17 protein-coding genes are annotated in these 20,234 nt (G+C 33.6%); 9 read left to right on the top strand and 8 right to left on the bottom strand.

Annotated features, from left to right (window positions below; translation table 11 throughout):
* Nucleotides 1-101: 101 nt before the first annotated feature.
* Together HF990_RS10675 and HF990_RS10670 are read right to left on the bottom strand one after the other, a co-directional pair.
* The gene (locus HF990_RS10675) at nt 102-851 is read right to left on the bottom strand and encodes an HAD-IIB family hydrolase (RefSeq protein WP_016838107.1); all 750 of its coding nucleotides are present in this window, start codon (nt 849-851) and stop codon (nt 102-104) included.
* Between the two features lie 222 nt (nt 852-1,073).
* A complete protein-coding gene (locus HF990_RS10670) occupies nt 1,074-1,268 on the bottom strand; it encodes a hypothetical protein (protein WP_016838108.1) in 195 nt (64 codons plus the stop codon).
* Nucleotides 1,269-2,059: 791 nt separating this feature from the next.
* Here HF990_RS10670 and HF990_RS10665 point away from each other — a divergent pair.
* The gene (locus tag HF990_RS10665) at nt 2,060-3,451 is read left to right on the top strand and encodes a hypothetical protein (RefSeq protein ID WP_016838110.1); all 1,392 of its coding nucleotides are present in this window, start codon (nt 2,060-2,062) and stop codon (nt 3,449-3,451) included.
* A 185-nt stretch (nt 3,452-3,636) separates the two neighbouring features.
* On the opposite strand, the gene HF990_RS10660 is transcribed toward HF990_RS10665, so the two are convergent.
* Nucleotides 3,637-3,795: a hypothetical protein gene (locus HF990_RS10660; RefSeq protein ID WP_016838111.1), complete on the bottom strand. Its 159-nt coding sequence runs from the start codon at nt 3,793-3,795 to the stop codon at nt 3,637-3,639.
* A gap of 128 nt (nt 3,796-3,923) precedes the next feature.
* Nucleotides 3,924-4,349, bottom strand: a complete 426-nt coding sequence (locus HF990_RS10655; protein WP_016838112.1) for a GatB/YqeY domain-containing protein — start codon at nt 4,347-4,349, stop codon at nt 3,924-3,926.
* 323 nt (nt 4,350-4,672) lie between these two features.
* Between HF990_RS10655 and HF990_RS10650 the strand changes: the two genes are divergently transcribed.
* A complete protein-coding gene (locus HF990_RS10650; protein ID WP_016838113.1) occupies nt 4,673-5,467 on the top strand; it encodes an enoyl-CoA hydratase/isomerase family protein in 795 nt (264 codons plus the stop codon).
* A gap of 160 nt (nt 5,468-5,627) precedes the next feature.
* On the opposite strand, the gene HF990_RS10645 is transcribed toward HF990_RS10650, so the two are convergent.
* On the bottom strand, nt 5,628-6,431 hold the full coding sequence (locus HF990_RS10645) for a hypothetical protein (protein ID WP_016838114.1): 804 nt from the start codon (nt 6,429-6,431) through the stop codon (nt 5,628-5,630).
* A 165-nt stretch (nt 6,432-6,596) separates the two neighbouring features.
* Here HF990_RS10645 and HF990_RS10640 point away from each other — a divergent pair, with 165 nt between their 5' ends.
* Nucleotides 6,597-7,760: an aminotransferase class I/II-fold pyridoxal phosphate-dependent enzyme gene (locus HF990_RS10640; RefSeq protein WP_016838115.1), complete on the top strand. Its 1,164-nt coding sequence runs from the start codon at nt 6,597-6,599 to the stop codon at nt 7,758-7,760.
* 138 nt (nt 7,761-7,898) lie between these two features.
* Here the strand turns inward: HF990_RS10640 and HF990_RS10635 are convergent, their stop codons facing one another.
* A complete protein-coding gene (locus HF990_RS10635) occupies nt 7,899-9,068 on the bottom strand; it encodes an AI-2E family transporter (RefSeq protein WP_040764551.1) in 1,170 nt (389 codons plus the stop codon).
* 115 nt (nt 9,069-9,183) lie between these two features.
* On the bottom strand, nt 9,184-10,134 hold the full coding sequence (locus HF990_RS10630; protein ID WP_016838117.1) for an LCP family protein: 951 nt from the start codon (nt 10,132-10,134) through the stop codon (nt 9,184-9,186).
* A gap of 186 nt (nt 10,135-10,320) precedes the next feature.
* On the opposite strand from HF990_RS10630, the gene msrA reads away from it, so the two are divergent.
* The 6 genes from msrA (at nt 10,321) to HF990_RS10600 (ending at nt 17,739) form a co-directional block, all read left to right on the top strand.
* Complete coding sequence (gene msrA, locus HF990_RS10625; RefSeq protein ID WP_016838118.1) at nt 10,321-10,839, top strand: peptide-methionine (S)-S-oxide reductase MsrA; 519 nt, start codon at nt 10,321-10,323, stop codon at nt 10,837-10,839.
* 388 nt (nt 10,840-11,227) lie between these two features.
* Entirely contained in the window at nt 11,228-11,884 is a 657-nt protein-coding gene (locus HF990_RS10620) for a 2OG-Fe(II) oxygenase (protein WP_016838119.1), read from the top strand.
* Between the two features lie 318 nt (nt 11,885-12,202).
* Complete coding sequence (locus HF990_RS10615; protein WP_016838120.1) at nt 12,203-13,807, top strand: ABC-F family ATP-binding cassette domain-containing protein; 1,605 nt, start codon at nt 12,203-12,205, stop codon at nt 13,805-13,807.
* Between the two features lie 537 nt (nt 13,808-14,344).
* A complete protein-coding gene (locus HF990_RS10610; RefSeq protein WP_016838964.1) occupies nt 14,345-14,983 on the top strand; it encodes a hypothetical protein in 639 nt (212 codons plus the stop codon).
* A 646-nt stretch (nt 14,984-15,629) separates the two neighbouring features.
* Nucleotides 15,630-16,952: a GntP family permease gene (locus tag HF990_RS10605; protein WP_016838965.1), complete on the top strand. Its 1,323-nt coding sequence runs from the start codon at nt 15,630-15,632 to the stop codon at nt 16,950-16,952.
* Between the two features lie 22 nt (nt 16,953-16,974).
* Nucleotides 16,975-17,739: a 3-hydroxybutyrate dehydrogenase gene (locus HF990_RS10600; RefSeq protein WP_016838966.1), complete on the top strand. Its 765-nt coding sequence runs from the start codon at nt 16,975-16,977 to the stop codon at nt 17,737-17,739.
* A gap of 106 nt (nt 17,740-17,845) precedes the next feature.
* On the opposite strand, the gene HF990_RS10595 is transcribed toward HF990_RS10600, so the two are convergent.
* Nucleotides 17,846-20,044: a penicillin-binding transpeptidase domain-containing protein gene (locus HF990_RS10595; RefSeq protein ID WP_016838967.1), complete on the bottom strand. Its 2,199-nt coding sequence runs from the start codon at nt 20,042-20,044 to the stop codon at nt 17,846-17,848.
* Nucleotides 20,045-20,234: the final 190 nt, after the last annotated feature.

Genomic DNA, 20,234 nt, shown 5'->3' with positions numbered 1-20,234 from the left:
ATATGATTTTAAAATTTCTCTCCAGGTCGAAATTTATTGCTTTATAAGCATCAAATGGCTACTAAAAATTGCTTTTCAAACGCACTTCAATTGTTCAGTTATCATAATAATGAGAGGATTTTATCTGAGATTGCTTGTTCAACATCGCCGCGCATCGATAAACTTTCCTTCGCAAAAGGTGCTAGTTGTTCGTTTGAACCAATCATCACGTTATGGAATGCATGTTCAAACATCGATATATCATTTGCATCATTCCCGAATGCAATATATGTATTTTCCTCAATTCCCAATGACTTTAAAGCACTTCCTTTATGAATCCCCTTTGGACTAATATCTATTACATCTTCATTGTGATGTCTATGTACAAAAACTTCAAGTTTTAAGACCTGTTCAGATAATTTATCCATATCATTAGCTGTTAATAATAATACTTTTACAATTTTATCAAGAGAATCTATATTTACTTGTTTAGCTAATTTTCCTGGATCAATATTATGAAAAATTGGGTGTGTTTTCGGTCCAGTATAAGCATAATTCCATTCCCCATCAATCAAATAAGTAGCTTGATACAGATTAATCAGTTCTTTTAATTCTTCCACTACCTTCTTTGGAAATGTGTGACTTTTTATCACTTTTCCCTCTTTCCATATTAATGAACCATTTCCGCCTATCATTGTCAGATCATGAAATTCTTTATCTATTACAGGCAGCATATCACGAATGGGGCGCGCTGAAGCAAAAATGATTTCATGCCCTTCTTCCCTCAACTTTTTTAACGATTGAAGAATTGTTTTTGATATCGGTTGCCCATTAAACACAATCGTCCCATCTAAATCGAACACATATATCAATGAACTCACCTTTTCTATGGAATAATACCATTTTAATGGTAGACTAAAATAGAGTACTTGTAAATAAATCCCAACAACATCTTTTTTTATGTCATATACACTGCTTTTGACGCTCTATAGTTCAAATCAAAATACGCTAGTTACAGAAACTGTGTAACTAGCGCTCGACAAATTGAGGTCGCCTACATATTGCATTGAGACGCCCTTTATATTTTAACTAGATTATGCTCTAGCAATTGTTAAGTTAGTAGTATCTGTACTTAATAATCTTGTTGCTCCGCTAATGAAAGTTACCCAAACTAAGAAATTATCTTGGAATGCAATGAAGATTCCTTGTTGGTTTGAAAAACCATTGCCTCCTACCAAAATAGTGTCACCGAATTCTAATCCTAAATTGTTAAAGTGTTTTTCCATCACTTCATTCACCTCCATTCTTGAAGTTACTATAATAAATGCAAGTTTTAATAATTGATTTGAGTCATATGTACTAGAAATGAAGGAAAAAATTTCACATTTTTATAGAAAATCATCTAACGTAAATCTCCTTCTACAAATGCCTATTCCTATTAAATAAAAATAATAACAACACAGTAATTAGACAATCACTAACTTCCTGTATTATCTAAAATTTTTATATAATCCTTCAAATTTAATTGGAGTAACCATATCATTTTCACGTGCTAGTCCTTCCCCTTCCCCACTTCCCTTTTACCAACTCGAAAATATTTTCTTCAGCAATGAAAAGACTATCAATATTATTTAGGATGAATTTCCTCTACCTTAATTTTTTGATCTGCCCACTTGAGTTATATTGCCTCTCTTACAAATTTCGAGGAAAATTATTCTGTTACAAAACTAGCAACCTGGTTTTTCTAATCATATTTGCTGTTCCATTAAAAAACATTTTTATAGAAGTTCTATTTTGAATAAAAAAATCATCCAAACTTTCGTGGATGATTTTTTTTATAAATGATCATTTTTTACTTAATTATTGTTCATGTTCAATCAAAGAAAATGAAGAATTTGTTAAAATTAATAAAATTAAATGCAAATTATTCATGATTATGATATAACTTTCATAAACTTTACAAGATAGTCTATTAGTACATATACATGGAAATACTGTTGTTTTTTCCATCAATTTATTCAAACAATTTATTCTACGTTATTATTCCTAAAAGGGTATAATAACAATATGGAGGTCGAGCATGCTTAAAATTAAAAAAATCGAATTTATTAAAGCAGTATATGATGAATCTTTATCTCATAATATTTTTTCTATTGCTAACATCTATTTTTCAAATTATCCGCCCATTCTAGGTGCGTTAATATATTGGAAGAAAAATAATTCGCGGTCTGAATTTACTCGTGAAGGAGAATATAAATTTTATTACAATCTTGATGATATTACTTATTTTGCTGCTGTAAAATTTCCAAAAGATACGAAGTTAACGAGAGATCAAAAACAAGAATTATCTTATATTTTATTAGACGAAAGAGGTTCCATCGGGACATATACCATCAAAACTCATCCAAGCCGTCGAAAGCGATTTAATCCGAAAAAAACCCTTGAACAATTAAACATACCTGATGATTTTGATGTCACGTCCATACCTGTTCATTACGGTCCTATTATTGATGAAACAAGTGCAGAAGAAATCCAAAGAGACAATCCGCATTTATCAAAGAAATTTATAATGGATTATTGTTACTGGAGGTATAGTTTAATAAAGTTGCATCCAACGGAATTTGAGCCATATTTAAAATATGTAGATTTTGCTTATGTATGTTATGCATGTGATCAAATCACTGAAAAATATTTAATCGATCATTTAGATTTAGTAGATGTTGCCGCGCTGCAATATAATTATCCAGTACTCGCAAGACTAACTCCTTCATTTAAAAAATATATTGTTGACGAATTAATACGTAAAAAAGAAGAAATCAATCCTCATTTTGCAGATGAAATTGATGAATTTATTGAAGATGACACTTATTTTAGTGAATATGCAACCATTCATTTATTAGATGAAGATGAATATGAGGAAGAAGAGGAAAAAATAGATTTCCAATTTTTTGAGTTTGATCGCGGTCCATTTAAATGGCCTGGCAGCGAACACATGGTAAAAGGGATTCCTTCCCTCGCTTGCCAGTTATATGATGACATGGGTTATAAAAAACCAACAAATGAAGAAATGGATGAACAATTTAACAAATACAATGCAAAACAAATTTCATTAATTAGTGCGATTTTAGAGCCCCATTGGTTAAATCGATATAAAGATAAAATTGATTGGAAAATCGTATGTTTATATAATAAACATTTAACGGATGAATTTTTAAATGAGCATATAGAATACGTAGACTTTGAATGCTTAGGAAACAATTTAAGGTGTGTTTTATCGGAAGAATTCATTGAAAAACATATGAACCAATTCAATCACGATAAACCGGTACCATTAATTATTCGCTTTTTAACAGAGCAAATGTATTTAAATCATAAAGATAAAATCAAAGTAAATTCCGACTTACTTTTCCAATACTATGATTGTATTGGTGCTCCCGAATACAATCGTATACTCGATTTATTGGATGAATAGCTTCATTATCTTTTTAATTGAACGCCATTTTTAATGAAAATGGTGTTATTTTTTTACATACTGCAATTTTTTGCAAATAAATACCTCACTTGTTGTTACAAAACAAGTGAGGCTTTTAATCGACTTCAATTTTAAATATATCCAAATTATTAACCTCTTTCCTATAATCTAGCGATTTTATCTGATTATTTAACTTGTTCTTTCATTATTCGTGCATGCTCATTAAATCTGTCCAACTGTTCTTGAGATAAATGTTCGATAAAGTTTGTAAAATTGATTGGTTCAAGACCAAACTGCTCACATTTTGAAACATAATACTCATAGCCTTCTTGATAAATTGTCATACATATCCCCCTTTTACATTGTACTATAACAGTTGTTTTATTTTTATTCTAATATAGTACAGTTTTAATTTTCTGTCAACGGTAAAATGAAAGACTTGTCTAAAAATTTAAACAAGTCTTCGTTAACCTTATATGAGGCTTTTCACCATTTTTGCGATTGTTGCTCCATCAGCCTTGCCAGCAAGGAGCGGTTTTGCAATTTTCATCGCCTCGCCCATATTCATTCCTTTTGTAATACCTGCGTCCACTAAAATTTTGACAATTTCTTCTTCTGATAATTGTTTTGGTAAGAAGCTTTGTAATATTTCCAGCTTACGATTTTCTTTTTCAATTAAGTCTTCACGGCTCGCTTGTTTTGCACCCTCTAACGCTTGTTGAGTCTGTTTCAATTCACGATTAATAACCGCTACTTCTTCTTCAAATGAAAGTTCAGAGCCTTTTTCTTTTTCTGCTTGATCTAATGCAGATTTTAATAATGTTAGAACTCCTTTCGCCACAACATCTTTTTCTTTCATCGCTTGTTTTAATTGTTCAAAAACTGTTTTTTTCAACATAATTATGCTCCTTTATTGATGTTTTATGTATTTCATTATAATAAAAATATTCAACCATATTAATTAATAGACATTCATTGTAATGGCTAACACTACATTTAATATAAATATGTGCTCGATTGAGCTTGCAGTATCACTACGGCGATTGGAGCAGATGGTCATCACAATGTTTCATTTCTTTTTGTTCCTCCTCCCTACCCTTCACTAAATAAATTTGTCGATTATTTCTGAAAATTGTTTAATTTATTGTGAATATTGAAATAGCTGTAGGATAATTTACTTAATTCAAGTAATATGAAACTAATGTAAAGGAGGTATTGAGAATGCAAGTTCGTACGACGAGACTCGAAGAAGAAGAAGCAAAAATTGTCTATCAAGAAACAGCTGGTTTAGCCATTATCACCATTCATCGACCGCAATTAAAAAACGCTTTGACAGCAAAAATGTGGGATCAACTAGCAAAAATCGCTACGCAATCTATAAAAAATCCAAAAAATAAAGTATTAATTCTTCGAGGATCCGGTGAGAATTTTACTGCTGGTTCAGATATAAAAGAATTCAATCGCATGTCATTAGAAGAAGCTGAAGAGGCCTTTGTTCGAATGGAAAATACAATCTCCACCATCGAAAACTTACCACTTCCTACAATTGGTGTCATTAACGGTCCAGCGATGGGAGCAGGTCTTGAGCTTGCATTAGCTTGTGATATACGAATTGGTTCTGAGAAAGCTCGCATGGGAATTCCAGTTGGGAAGCTCGGCATTACATTGAATAATAAGTTTGCAAAACGACTCGTTGATTTAGTTGGCCCAGCAACGACAAAAGATTTTGTTTTCACTGGCCGTACATTTAAAGCAGAGGAAGCATATAGAGCCGGTATGTTAAACTACTTAGTGCCTGAAAAAGATTTAACTCGTTTCTCTATTCGTTTGGGAAAACTAGTGGCGAGCATGTCCCCTGCTTCATTACTGGCGGTCAAAAATTCGGTAAAAGAGTGCGTTAACTCAACTCCAGCCCTATGGCAAGGCACTACATCTTTTGTCGATCCTGAGGATTTTCCTGAAGGAGTTCGTGCTTTCGTTGAGAAACGAATGCCTCAGTTTAGACGGAAAAACTAAAGCTTTGTAGGCTTCAGAAAAGTCATTAGTAAATCCAAATCACGGCTATCAATTCCCTTTCGCCTAAAATCAATAACTGCAAGTAGATGTTTTCATATAATTCACACAAAATGCAATAGTAAGACTGTCCGAAAAAGTATTGTAGTTTTTGGACAGTCCTTTACATTATTCCTTTAATAAAAATTTGCATTTGCATTGGTTCAAATTCAAAATGGCGTTGAAATTCAATGGAAATCTGCTTTTGCAATTCTTCGATAGCATTGACCACATCGTAATGTACTGGTGCTTTAATCTGAAGGGATATATAAATTTTTGGCGTCAATTTCTTCATTGTGAATTGTATAGAATCTACTTTCGCGATAACCGGATAATTCGAAACAACATAGTGAATTAAATCAATAAAAACATTCGGTGATATTTCAATTGTTTGACGATGAAAATCAGGTTGAACAATCGTCGTTTCTCCTAATTTCACCCGATTCTTTGAAAAAATATCAAACCCTTTTTGAATAAAACGTTTAAAAAAATTTTGCTCCACTTGACGATAAGGAATGGGCATTAAATGTTTACCTTGAGTCGAGCGAATAAATTGAGCTAATTTAATCTCATTTTTCGAGCGTATGTTATCAATATAATAAAACTGTTGAATTGGACCAATGTTCAATTGTTCAGCAATTTTTTTTGTCATTTTATCGCTCGTTCCAATAATTAAAATCGATTGAATATGATGTTTTTTTATTGCATCCATTACTTCTTTTCTATGTAATTCATCTTGAAATATCGCTCTTCGAATAGCTTTTATTGTATTTTTTTCAAATTTTGCTGAAGTACCTGCAATTTTTTGACCGTTCTTAATTAATAATCCATCATCAATGATTGCTTCAATTCGATGATCATGGGCAAACTGTAAAGCGCTCGTGCTTTTTCCAGAACCACTTGGACCACTTAGGGAATACACTCTCATATTTTCATCTCCAAAACTTTTACTATTTTTCTTGTATCATAAACAAAATTGTTAATTAAATCAAAAAACTTAATTTTTACTGTATTGAAGAAAGATTAAAAGTATTGAAAAATATGTTAAAATATTTTTTATATTCAAATTCGTCAAAATTAAGGAGTGTTACTATTGAATATTGTACCTTCTAAGAAGATGTCATTATTCCAACCAGCAATATTCGGTCAATTAAAGGATCATGCAAGAGCTTATCAAGAAAAAGGAATGAAAATGATTGATTTGAGCCTTGGAAGTCCAGATCTACCACCTCATGAAATGCTTCGCAATCACATGGCGGAAAAAAGCAAAAATCCTGCTGCCTATGGGTACACATTAACAGGAACAATGGAATTTAATGAGGCAGTTGCACGCTATTATAAGAGAGTCAATAAAGTAGATGTTAATGCCGAGTCAGAAGTTTTACTCACAATGGGTTCTCAAGAAGGACTAGTTCATTTACCAATCGCCTTTTGTGATCCTGGCGATATCGTTCTCACTACAAATCCTGCTTATGTCGCTTATATTGCCGGCATTCATTTGGCAGGTGCCCGCCCCTATTACATACCATTAAATAAGGAAAGAGGATTTCTTCCAGAATTAACAGCGATTCCTGAAGAAATTGCCCAGCAAGCGAAATTGCTTATTTTGAATTTACCAGGAAATCCTGTTCCGGCAATGCCTACTATCGAATATTTTACGGAAGTTGTAGAATTTGCAAAAAAATATAACATTATCGTCCTACATGATGCGGCCTACTCAGAATTTTACTTTACTGGAGAGGGACCAATCAGCTTCTTAAATGCTCCAGGTGCAAAGGATGTTGGAATAGAAATCAATTCTCTATCAAAAAGTTTCAGCTTAGCTGGCGCCAGAGTAGCTTACATCGTTGGCAATAGAGAAATGATAAATATTATGAAACAATTGAAATCAAATTTAGATTACGGTATTTTTGAACCGATTCAATCCACTGCCGCACTTGCTTTAGACAATTCGGAAGTTATCACTGATCATTTACGTAAGACATTTGCTGAAAGACATCATGTCATTACAAAAGGGCTAGAAAAAATCGGTTGGGAATACGCCCCATCAAACGGAGGGATGTTTGTTTGGGCGAAATATCCTTATTCCATTGATAGTGTGTCTTTCGCATTTAAAACTATAGAACAAGCAGGAGTAATCATGGTCCCAGGAATTACATTCGGATCTGAAGGAGAAGGATATGTACGCATTGCCCTCGTTCAAGAAAAAGAATTATTAGAGGAAGCGATTGAACGGTTACGCGAATTAAAAATTTAATATTATTCGAATTGATAAGCTATCATTCACTTGAATAGTTGAATGATAGTTTTTCTTTATTTAGAGCAGCGTTTATTACTTTAGTCATGCGAAGATATTTCTTCTAAAAAATAAAAAACCGGCTAATAAATAGCCGATTTATTCTACATGATATTTATTCGTTTCATCTTCTTCAAATCGATTATAGCGCCTTTTAAACAATTGGAACATGTATGTCACTAACACTTTCAGCAAGGCATATCCTGGAATTCCTAATACGACCCCAGCCACACCAAATAATGAACCCGCTGTTAATAATACGAAAATAATCGTAATTGGATGAATCTTTAATGAAGAACCCATGATATTCGGTGTAATAAGCTTTCCTTCAATTAATTGTACTATCGTCCATACTATAATTAATTTCAACACCATCAATGGTGAATTTACGATTGCAATGATGATGGCAGGTGTGATGGCGATGGCTGGCCCTAAATAAGGCACAACACTTGTAATCATCGCTAAAAATCCAAGTAAAAACGCATAATCTAACCCAATGATTAAAAATCCGATTGTCATCATGACGCCGATGCAGAAAGAAACTAAAATTTGACCTTGTATGTAATGACTGATTTGATGATCCATTGCTTTCATCACTTTGGATGCATCATTTCGCATGCGAGGAGGAAAAATACTTAAAATGAATTTTGGGAATTTTTCTCCTTCATATAATAGATAGAATAAAATAAACGGTACTGTTACTAAAGATAAAACGATTCCCGTTACCGTTGAAACAAATCCTGTGATGCCACTCGCTACAGTAGTTGCTAAATTCGCAAAAGTTTCCCTTACCGTCGTAATTAAATTGTTCGTTACATCCAGTAATACTCGGTCATAATCAATATTGTATTTTGAGAATAGTTCATTCACACCAGAATTATTTAAAAACGTAACAGTCCCTTCTACAACTGCCATGAAATAAACAGGAAACTCATGTACTAAATTCGTAAATTGATCCCGCAAAAATGGAAAGACAAGTAATACCAATAATGTAATGGCGCTAATCGCAATAATGAATATTAAAAAAATTGACCAAATTCTCGGGATCCACCGTTCCAACAAATACAATAACGGTCTAAATAAATAATATAAAATGACAGCAAGAACTCCTGGGAGTATTACTACTTCAAACAATACTTGAATCGGATAAAAGATAAACGAAACTTTATTAAAAACGAAAATTACGCAGCCTAATAATAAAAGAACGATTAGCGAGAAAAGTAAATTTTTACCTCCAAGAAATCGAATGTATTTTGTTGTCTGAAACATGGAATATTTATTTTGTTTTACTTCTTGCTCTAATTCTTTGTCTTTTTCCAAAAAATCACCTCATCAAATTTCGACAAAATTATTTTATCATGAATAATTTCTGAAAAAAACTTCTCTACTCCCCTATTTTTAAAAATTCATGCAATTTTTTCTTATTGGCCTCCAAGTCGATTTCAATGACCGATCCTGCATGTTGATAGGAGTTAAATCGATATGTCCCTTCTACAGGAATTGTCATCTTTTCGATGGAAGGTGATCCACCTTTTGCAATTGATAAAGCAGTTTTTAGTTCCTCTACTGAAGACATATCCGTGATGATATAGCCTTGTGCCGCACCGATAAGTTTTGGTAAATTTTTAACATTTTGCGGCTTTAACAATTCGTCTTTTAATGCTTCAATGACTTTTTGTTGACGCTCTACCCTTCCAAAATCGCCTTCAGCATCGTGTCGAAATCTCGCATATCCTAATAATTCTTTACCGTTTAAACGTTGCAAACCTTTTGTTAAGGTTACACCAATATAAGCGGACATGTCTTTTTCAACTTCTATTTCAATACCATTTGGTGCTAAAATATCAATCATCGCTTCAAAGCTTTTGAAATCAATCACCATATAATGATGAATCGGGATTTCAAACATATGATTCAATGTATCCTTCAACAGTTGTACCCCACCTAAATAATAAGCGGTATTTAATTTCCAACGATCATATCCTGGTATATCTGCATAAATATCTCGCATGAAAGAAACTAACTTTAAATCGTTGGTTTCTTTATTCCAAGAAAGAACCATCATCGTATCGGATCGGGATTTTTCCTCTCCCCTACTATCCACACCAATTATTAAATAATTCTCGATTTTTTCTTTAGGTTCATCGGGTGTAAATTCTATTTCTTCTTTATTCTCTTCGCCAGCCAGTTCTAACCCCGTACGATATTGGTGAATAGAATATGCAATGATTGCAATCAGCACAATGAAAATTGAAAATAGTATTACTCTACCTTTACGTAAACGTTTTTTCTTATAACGTTTTTCACTTCTACTACGAACTTGATTTTCTTCCATATTCATTCCCCTTAGACATATAACTTTATAAAAATATAACGATAATCAAAACGATAAGTTCGATATCAATTATTATACTATGCTATTTTACGAAAAGCTTTTTTTGTATATAAAAGTTGTAAATTTGATACTATAAAGTTATCTTGTAACATTGTTAAGAATTTTAAGCAATAGGAAGTGAAAAAAATGGAAAAAGCAACATTTGCTGGTGGATGTTTTTGGTGTATGGTAAAACCATTTGTTGAATGGGAAGGTATTGAAAAAGTAACGTCAGGTTATATGGGAGGACATGTTGAAAATCCTACATATGAAGATGTAAAGTCCGGGAAAACTGGCCATTTAGAAGTCGTTCAAATCGAATTTAATCCGAATATTTTCCCATATGAAAAACTACTTGAAGTTTATTGGATGCAAATCGATCCAACGGATGATGGAGGACAGTTTCATGATCGCGGAGAATCTTACAAAACAGCTATATTTTATCATTCAGAAGAGCAAAGAATCTTAGCGGAAAAATCGAAAAAAGAACTGGAAGCAAGCGGCAGATTCAAAAAGCCAATCGTAACTGAGATTCGACCTGCCATGATATTTTATGAAGCAGAAGAATATCATCAAGATTATTACAAGAAAAATCCCGAACATTACCTTGAAGACCGGAAGAAATCCGGAAGAGATGAATTCATTAAAAAATACTGGAATAAATAAATGTTGAGCGGTTAAAAGTGTGTTACTTTTGCCGCTCTATTTTTGACTGTTTTTAATTTTATAATTTACTGCCTTTCACTAAAAATATATTTCTGACCACTTATCCTAAAAATTAGTTTACATAATATTATTATCAAAATCTGAGAGTATAACTCTTTCCTTCTCCATTAGTGTGCTTGGTGTCTATATCCGACTTCATACTTTAGTAGTCAATGATATTAATAGTAATAAATTTTAATAGGAAGAAATCATTATAAAATAATCCATTCTCAAAAAAACAGTAATGATAAAACGAAAAAATTATAGTAAAATTTAATTATTCAAATAAAATATTCCTTTTTATACCTTTTTATTCCATTATATTCCAGTTAATCGGAGGGAATGAGCATTGACTACATATGTTACAAATACTCGTTCAAATGAACCAACAATTTTTAACTTCACTGGAAACAAAATCAAAACAGAAGACAGAGAAATTGATGTATTGGTAAAATTTGAGGAACCTTTAGTCGTTGTACTGGGTTCTGTATTAGATGATGAAGAATGTGACAGATTAATTGAATTATCAAGAAATCGTCTTCAACGTTCCAAAATTGGTGTAGAAAAAATTGTTAGCGATATCCGAACTAGTAGTGGAGCATTTTTGTCGGATGTTCAAGATGACCTTGTATCAACAGTTGAAAAAAGAATTTCTTCTATTGTAGGTATCCCTGTTGAACATGCGGAAGGTTTGCATATTTTAAATTACAAACCTGGACAAGAGTATAAAGAGCATTTTGATTATTTCGCAGCAACAAGTAAAGCAGCAAGCAATAATCGAATTTGTACAGTTGTTTTATATTTAAGTGATGTGGAAGATGGCGGAGAAACCTATTTCCCAAAACTTGGATTAAAAGTGTATCCTAGAAAAGGAATGGCTGTATATTTTGAATACTTTTACAACAATCAAACATTAAATGAATTAACATTACATGGCGGCGCTCCAGTTAATATAGGTGAAAAATGGATTGCAACGCTTTGGTTTAGAAGAAAGAAACTCGATTAATTTAATATGACAAATTCCCTTCTTTTCTTAAATGTCATTGCCTATACATTATAATCCCCTTTTGCATTCCCCTTCCTACATAAAAATGCAGAATTGGATTACTCATGATTCCAATTCTGCTTATATTTTGTTAACCAGTCCCCATTCATTACGTTGTTTTAATTCTATTCTTTCAAACTAATTCATCCTTGAATGCCAAACCTTCTATAGCTTTTCACTTCACTTCTTGATATAATGGTGCCATTATGTGTAAAAGAGAAAAAGAAGTTAAAATTTAACTTTTTTGCACATCGAAGTAGTATTAAAGGAGGAACTTACATGATTCAAGTAAGTAATGTAGGTCTTCGTTATGGTGATCGCAAACTTTTTGAAGATGTAAATATTAAATTTACGCCTGGGAACTGTTATGGTCTCATCGGAGCAAATGGAGCGGGAAAATCTACGTTCCTTAAAATATTATCAGGAGAAATCGAACCACAAGAAGGTCAAGTAATCATAGGGAAAGACCAACGTTTAGCAGTATTAAAACAAAACCATTTCGAATATGACGAATATACGGTATTAGAAACAGTGATTATGGGACATAAGCGCCTGTATGACGTAATGAAAGAAAAAGACGCCATTTATATGAAAGAAGATTTTTCAGATGAAGATGGCATGCGTGCTGCCGAACTAGAAGCAGAATTTGCAGAATTAAATGGTTGGGAAGCTGAATCAGAAGCAGCCACTCTCTTACACGGTTTAGGCATTAGCGAAGATAAACATTATATGAAAATGGCTGATTTAGAAGGTTCAGAAAAAGTTAAAGTATTGCTTGCTCAAGCACTGTTTGGAAAACCAGATGTGCTGCTATTAGACGAGCCAACAAACCACTTAGATTTAAAAGCTATTCGTTGGTTGGAAGAGTTTTTAATCAACTTTGAAAATACTGTAATCGTTGTTTCCCACGATCGTCACTTCTTAAACAAAGTATGTACACACATTGCTGATTTAGACTTTGGACGAATTCAAATTTATGTGGGGAACTATGATTTCTGGTATGAATCTTCCCAACTAGCTTTAAAAATGGCACAAGAACAAAATAAGAAAAAAGAAGAAAAAATTAAAGAGTTGCAAGAATTCATTGCCCGTTTCTCAGCAAACGCTTCTAAATCAAAACAAGCGACTAGCCGTAAAAAAATGCTCGAAAAAATACAATTGGAGGATATTAAACCATCCAGTCGTAAATATCCTTATATCAATTTCCAAATGAATCGAGAAATTGGTAATGACTGTCTTTCTGTAGATGGCTTAACTGCAACGCAAGATGGCCAAGTGCTATTTAAAGATATTCGTTTCATAATGAATCGTGACGATAAAATTGTGTTGCTAGGAAATCCTTTAGCAAAATCCGCATTGCTAGATATATTAATGGAAGAACGACAAGCTGATAGTGGTACTTTTAAATGGGGTGTTACTACTTCAAGAGCTTACTTCCCTATGGATAACTCAAAATACTTTGAAGGCACTGAAAAAACATTAGTCGATTGGTTGCGCCAATTCTCTCCAGAAGATCAAACTGAAACATTTTTACGCGGTTTCCTTGGCCGTATGCTCTTCTCAGGAGAAGAAGTGAAAAAATCACCTTCCGTGTTATCCGGAGGCGAAAAAGTTCGCTGTATGCTAGCAAAAATGATGCTTTCTGGTGCAAATGTGTTACTACTAGATGAACCAACAAACCACTTAGACTTAGAATCCATTCAAGCTCTGAACAACGGTTTAATTGCCTTTAAAGGTGCTATGATTTTCACATCCCATGACCATCAATTTATTCAAACAATAGCAAACCGCGTCATTGAAATTCAAGACGACGGGACTATTCTTGATAAACAATGCACATATGACGAATTCCTTGAGTGGAAAGAAGCGCAAGGATTATTGTAATTTTAGTGCAAGGCTGTTCGGATTTTATTCCGACAGCCTTTTTTTGTGTATACATTAAGATTAGGTGAACAACAACTCTTTATAGTATAGGATAATAACCAACATTCTTAGTAAGTTGCTTGCTCGAACGATAAACCAAACGATTTAATAGTCAAAATGATGAATATAATAGTCATTCTTTAAAAAATATTAGTCAAACTTGCATCGATAATAGCCAACCACTAATTTTCCGTTTCAAAAATTTGTTTTATTAGTCAAAATAATCGAATTAATAGTCATTCTTCCAGTTATAATAGTCAAATTTTCATCAATATTAGCCAATCGCTAATTTTTCACTTCGAAAATTTGTTTTATTAGTCAAAATAATCGATTTTATAGTCATTCTTCAAGAAATAATAGTCAAATTTCTATAAATAATAGTCATTCAATAAATAAACCTATTTTAGTTTACATAATATTATTATCATTGATTTAGTGTTTGAATTTATATAAAACTATATAATGATAAATACTAACCAATGAAAGGAGTCGATAACAATGAAGGCATTTTATCTTTCTCTCTGCTTTTTGTTCCTGCTGATTGGCTGCCAACCCCAAGAAAACACAACTAATCAAAACGATGTTTCCCCAACCAATCAAAATGCTTCAGAAAATAATCATGAAGACTTAAGTCGATTTTTTAAACCTGATAAATCCATTGCGAAGTTCATAGGAGACGGGAATGAATTTGCAACGTATACTGAAAAAACAACTTGGTTGGACAAAAAATATGTAGGCACGATTGTCGATAACGGCGGCGTAACCATGATGAATATTTATAAAATCGGCGATGATAAAATTGAAATCATTTACAAAGAACCGGTTGATCACGATGCAACTTTCCCTGGATTAGAAGAAATCAAATCAATGCAGCCAATTGAGACTTATTTTGCAATGCCAATTCAAGTCGGTACAACGTTCGGCAATTGGAAAATTGTCGACACAGGTATAAGTATTGAAATCCCATATAAAACATTTGAAGAAGTAATTGTAATTGAAGAAAACGGCGATAACTATGTAAACCGTAAATATTTCGCGGAAGGATTTGGAGAGATTAAATCTGAATATATAATGAATACAGATCAAGGCGAAAAATATATTGTCACTTCCACTTTAGAATCCATTACAATAGATTAAAGTTTATACTTAATACTCAGCAATCACCAGACAAAAGGAATAGAAAAACCGAACGATTTTTTGAAACTCTATTTTTATTTTCAATATCGTTCGGTTTTTATGTTAATGAAATAACAAAATACATATTAAATTTTATGAAAGTTCATTTTAGTTCTAACCCTACCCTTCCTTCTGCCATTATTCTGAGCCTCAGTCAGCTAGAATATAAATTTCCAGTATTTCTGAGCATCTCGTACAATTTTCCCAAAATATGATTCCCTAGTTTTTCTGATGGAGACAACGGATTTCATGTAAAACTCATTTTCTTAGTGGGCATTTATAATTGTTGCTATATAGGTTGATACATGTATAACTTCTACCAAATTCTTCTTCAATAGCAATTTAATTTTTAAAATAGAATCTTTATCAAGCATATTATGCTGTGCAATCATTCATTAAATTTGAGCTCTGCTTCGCAATCATATGATTAATTTTATATATATAAATCTATGAAAATTATTTTCTGTTACTTTTGACTTATTTAATATAATGCATCTATTTTTAGAGAATAATTTCTACCCTTTTACATACGTATTAATGAGGAATTTCTGAAAATATGTAAGAAATTTCTTGAGAATTCTAGAATTTTACAAAAAGGAGGTTTTTTATGGTATTAGGATTTATTGGGCTTCTAGGTAGTTTAGCATTAATGATTTATTTGACGATGAGAGGCGTAAACTTGCTGATTGCAGCCCCTTTCGCAGCATTTATAGCAGCAATATTAAGTGGTATTACAATTTTCCCACAATTAGCTGCTGAAGGAGATCCAGATTTTATCACAAGTTATATGGGCGGATTTACGGGATTCATTAGTTCTTGGTGGCTCATGTTCTTAGCGGGAGCAATATTCGGAAAAGTGATGGAAGATAGCGGTGCTGCAGATAGCGTTTCAAAATGGATTATCGAAAAAATCGGTGCTAAACATGCCATTTTAGCAGTTGTTGTCGCATGTGCAGTACTTACTTATGGGGGAGTTAGTTTATTCATTGTTGCCTTCTCGGTATTCCCAATGGCATTAGCCCTATTTAAAGAAGCTAATCTACCAAGAAGGTTCATTCCTGCTGCTTTGGCATTAGGGTCTGTAACTTTTACGATGACTTCTGCTGGTTCACCGGAGATTCAAAACTGGATTCCAATCCAACACTTAGGAACGACTCCATACGCTGGATGGCAAGTTAGCTTAATCGTGGCCATTTTCATGGCAGTCGCAGGGTATTTTTGGCTAAAATGGATGGTCAATCGTGCAGTTACGAAAGGCGAAAAATTCGTTGCAAAAGAAACTGATAACCTAGATAAAGCAGAAAATCGACCACTTCCTAGTCCTTTGCTTAGTGTTTTGCCATTAATCGTTGTGCTCGGGTTTTCGTTTATTTTCCATGAACGTTTGGGTACGTCTGCATTGATCATTGCTTTACTTGGTGGAATTATTATGACTTATCTCATCAGTTTCAAGTATATGCAAAATCGTGATAAAGCAATTGCAGAAGGTGCACTGGGAGCCGTGATTGCCATTGCGAATACAGCAGCTGTGGTTGGTTACGGCGGAGTTGTGAAACAAACAGAAGCCTTTTTAACGACAGTTGATTATATGACGAACATCCCTGGCAGTCCACTTATTGGTGGTGCTATTGCTGTTGCTGTATTAGCAGGCCTAACGGGTTCATCTTCTGGCGGTCAATCTATCGCTTTACCATTAATTGCACCACATTACTTAGATATGGGGGTTAATCCGGAGCAGTTGCATCGGGTTATCGCCATTGCTTCAGGATCTTTAGATACATTGCCACATAGTGGTTACGTTGTTACAACCATCACTGCCATTGCACAAGAATCGCATAAAGATGCTTATCCAGCAATGGGCGCTTTAACAGTAATTATTCCGTTACTCGGAACTATTCTAGCAATCATTCTATTCTCTTTAGGTTTATAAAAATAATGTTGGAGGTCCAAACATGAAAGGAAAAACACTTTTTGTTACAGGAAGTGCACAGGGAATTGGATTTGAAATCGCAAAAAACTTTGCTGAAGCGGGTGCAAATGTCGTCATTTCGGATATTCATCAAGAAAAATTAGACCAAGCATTAAAGGAATTACCTGATAATGTTTCAAGTGTTGTCTGTGATGTAACGAGCGAAGAACAAATTAAACAGGCAATTGATTTCACTGTTGAAAAATACGGTTCGATTGACATTTTAATAAACAATGCAGGCATACAACATGTAGCGTTCATTGAAGATTTCCCTACTGAAAAATTTGAATTAATGATTAAAATTATGTTGACTGCTCCATTTATTACGATGAAATATGCGATTCCACATATGAAAAAGAATCAATTCGGCAGAATCATCAATATCGCTTCGATCAATGGTTTAATTGGATTTGCTGGAAAGTCAGCATACAATTCTGCAAAACACGGTGTAATTGGTCTAACAAAAGTAGCCGCATTAGAAACAGCACCGCATCAAATAACTGTGAACGCGATATGTCCAGGCTATGTAGATACAGCTTTAGTTCGAGGACAATTTGAAGATTTGGCGAAAACTCGCAATATAGCAGTTGAAAATGTGTTAGAAGAAGTCCTTTACCCTTTAGTTCCTCAAAAGCGGCTAATTTCGGTAGATGAGATTGCTTCCTTAGCGCTTTTCTTAGCTAGCGATGCCGCTAAAGGAATTACAGGGCAAGCAGTTGTGTTAGATGGAGGTTATACCGCTCAATAAGCGAATGTTCAACATTTACTTAGATTGAAATAGTAATTAACATAATTTAAAGCAACATCTTCTCTTGGGAGAAAATGTTGCTTTTTGAATTGTTGTTTGAAATTTATTATTCATTTACAACTTGTTCTTCTGTATCCTCATCAATTTTTTCATTCGTAGTTGGAGGTAAAATTTCTTTCTTCACAGTTTCGTCAGTGATTTTACTACTTGCATATTTCTTTTTCAATTCGAAGTATACATCCAATACTTCTCGGGCAATTTGATTGTTATGTGAAATATATTGGCTAAAGTTTGTTGTCACCCAAGGAATCACCACAGCATAAGCAACCTCAGGGTTTTCAAACGGAGCGAAGCCAACATGAGATACTGTTTCAGTTAATGTGCCAAATTTTTCTCGAATCGGGCCATAGTAAACTACTTCCGCAGTACCTGTTTTCCCTGCTGCTGTAAACGGTGCATTTGCAAATTGAGCGCGGGCAGTACCTTGGCTGCCAATATATACTCTGCGAAGCCCTTGTTTTACATGATTAATTTCTTCTTCAGTATTTGAGATTCTATTCAAAATTTTCGGTTGGACTTCTTCAATTAACGGCCCTAAAGTTTTTCCATCTTTAGATGGTTCACGAATTTCTTTTAATAGTCTTGGCTGCACTCGATATCCACCGTTTGCTACCGTTGAAATATATTGCACCAATTGCATCGGTGTATACGTATCGAATTGTCCGATTGCTAAGTCTAGAATTTTACCAGGAGTATCCATTTTTCCTTGGAATCCTGCAAATTCATTCGGTAAATCAATTCCTGTATTGACACCTAAACCAAATTCAGCATAACCATTTCTCATTTTTTTCAAAACATCTTCTTTTAATTGTAGCCCCATATTATAGCGATAGTTTACTCCACCAATTTTCATAGCAATTTGGAACATATAGGAGTTTGAAGAACGCTCTAACGCTGTTAAATCATTCATTGCAATGCGGCCACCTCTGTTGAAGATGGAACTTTTCGATTTTGTACCTGCAAGCTTAATTGGTTGGTCAATTAAAACTGTACCAGGCTTTATAACGCCTTCTTTATATCCCATTAATATAGTAGCCGCTTTCACCGTTGAACCGGCTTCATAAGCTGTCGTAAATGTTCCGTAAGAATAATCAATCACATATGGTTTTCCCGTTTCTGGATCCTTTTCTATTTTCTTTCCAACCATCGCCAGTATTTCACCAGTATTCGGATTCATCATCACAAAAAAGGCACGATCCAATAAGGACGAACCACCCATCGATTTTAATTGCAGCAATTTCTCTTCAACAATTTTTTCAGCAGCTGCTTGCAATTCAATATCGATTGTCGTTACCAAATCATTCCCAGGTTTCCCTTCAAAAGTCGTAATCATATCAATGACTTCGCCTTTTTTGTTCGTAATATTTTTCACAACAGATTTTTGCCCCTGTAGTAATTCTTCATATTGAGATTCAAAATAACTTTCTCCAACACGATCATTTCGAGAATAACCACGGGCTAGATAATAATTTAATTCAGACTTAGGAATCCCCTTACTTGGGACTGTTGTTCTACCTAATACCGATAACGAACTTAACTTTACCCTTTTCCAATCGGTCGTCGTATTGACACCTGGCAATTCATATAATCGTTCAGAAACACGTGCAAACTCTTCATCGGATACATTTTCACTTTTAATAATTTGTGGAGATAAATAATATCCAGAAGACATTTCACGATAAATTGCTAACACTTCCAAATCAAAAGGCGTTAGCTCCGCCAATTCTTCTTCGGTAATTCGATCTCTCACTAGTTGGTCGATTTCTGCTTGAGCCTTTTTCTCATCTTCATGTTTTTCCTTTATTTTTTTCTCTTCTGCTTTCGAAACTTTCGCATAGGCTTTTTCTGTATTTTTTAAAATCCAAAAGTCTTGCTTATCACGAAGCGTTACTCGTTTCGTTGGTTGTTCAATTAACATAGCCAATTTTTCAGCGACTTCTAACATTTCTTCTTGGGACGTTGATTGAAACTTTGTATATGTAATGGCGTTTTGCGGATCGTTATCTACGAGAATTCTTCCATATCGATCATAAATTCTTCCACGGGGAACACTCGTATTGACCGCTACTTCTTCCGTTCTTTCTATTGCCCGAACATATTCTTCACCTTTTACGATTTGTAAATAACCTAAGCGAAAAATGAGCATGGAGAACAAAACAAAAATCGAAATAAACAGGACGTTCATTCGAAATGAAAGATTCGTACGAGAGTTTCCTTTATTGTTCGTTTTCTTTACATTTCGCATATGTCCCCCCCTTTCAAAAGAAACCCATACATGCTCTTTAGTATAACATTTTAAAGTTTGAGAAAAAAGGAGATTCCCTTCTTGATTTGTAACGGTTCTTTTCATTTTTAGGTTTCCTTTTTTAACATAAATACATTACTTCATTTATATTGGATTTTTCAAATTAAACATTCATCGATGATTAGTTTAA

Origin of the sequence: Ureibacillus thermosphaericus (assembly GCF_012396605.1) — a bacterium.
GTDB lineage: Bacteria > Bacillota > Bacilli > Bacillales_A > Planococcaceae > Ureibacillus > Ureibacillus thermosphaericus.
Note: the sequence above shows the minus strand (reverse complement) of the source record. Positions and strands in the feature narration are given on the sequence as shown.